The sequence below is a fragment of the Pseudomonas syringae pv. cilantro genome (assembly GCF_001293775.1).
Taxonomy (GTDB): domain Bacteria; phylum Pseudomonadota; class Gammaproteobacteria; order Pseudomonadales; family Pseudomonadaceae; genus Aquipseudomonas; species Aquipseudomonas syringae_P.
Genome location: NZ_LGLN01000102.1, coordinates 1 through 1022, shown reverse-complemented (window position 1 = coordinate 1022; position 1022 = coordinate 1). Strand labels below are relative to the sequence as shown.

The following is a 1022-nucleotide window of genomic DNA, read 5'->3' as shown; positions in this document are numbered from 1 at the left end:
GATCCTCAGGCGGATGCGGCTGTCGTGCAGGACGTCATCGAGCAGCAGCTGTTTGCTCTGGGACAAGGACGGCACACGTCTGACTTTGTCGACGTCAACCAGATGCTCCTGCAGGTGGTCGACAAGATCGATCTTCGCTTCAACGCAGGAGAGTCGGTGGTCGGAGTGCCCACTGGACTGTCCGATCTGGACGAGTTGACGGGTGGCTTACAGCCAGCGGATCTGATCATCCTCGCTGCAAGGCCATCAATGGGAAAAACCAGTCTGGCGCTGAATTTCGTGGACGCTGCGCTTCAGAAAGATGACCACTCCACTGTTCAGATCTACAGCTTGGAGATGCCAGCCGAAGCGATAATTTACCGGCTTCTATCCATATTAGGGCATCTGAATCTTGAGAAGCTGATACGCGGACAGCTCGAAGATGAGGATTGGTCGAGGCTTTCGTTGGCAGTGGCCAAGGTCAATTCCTACAGGGACCGCCTTGTCATTGATGACCAAGCAGACCTGACGCCTTCGGCAATTCGTGCCCGGGCACGCAGAGGGGCACGGCGTTTCGGAAAGCCAGCCCTGATCATGATCGACTATCTGCAAATGATGAAGTGCCCTGGCACGGAAAATCGGGCCAACGAAATCAGCGAGATATCTCGCTCGCTCAAAGCGCTGGCCAAGGAGTTCGACTGCCCTGTCGTCGCGCTCTCTCAACTAAACAGAGAGCTGGAGAGACGTCCGAACAAGCGGCCTATCAATGCGGACCTACGTGACTCGGGCGCGCTCGAGCAGGATGCGGACCTGATTCTCTTCGTGTATCGGGATGAGGTTTACAACGCCGACACCGAGCACAAAGGCATCGCCGAGCTGATCCTTGGCAAGCATCGCAATGGCTCGCTCGGCACCGTCAGAACCGCCTTCATCCCTCAGCACACCCGCTTTGAAAACCTTTCGGCCAGCACCTGGCAAGGAGCAAGGGCATGACGTCCTTCATTGAACTGACAAAGGAATCTCTTGCCCCTCATCTGCACGAA

Annotated in this window: 1 protein-coding gene; it reads left to right on the top strand. The window is 56.2% G+C overall.

Going from position 1 to position 1022, the window contains the following annotated elements; translation table 11 throughout:
- Positions 1 to 972: replicative DNA helicase (locus ABJ99_RS26355; protein ID WP_054088293.1), on the top strand; the 972-nt coding region annotated here is incomplete at its 5' end.
- Between the last annotated feature and the right edge of the window lie 50 nt (positions 973 to 1022).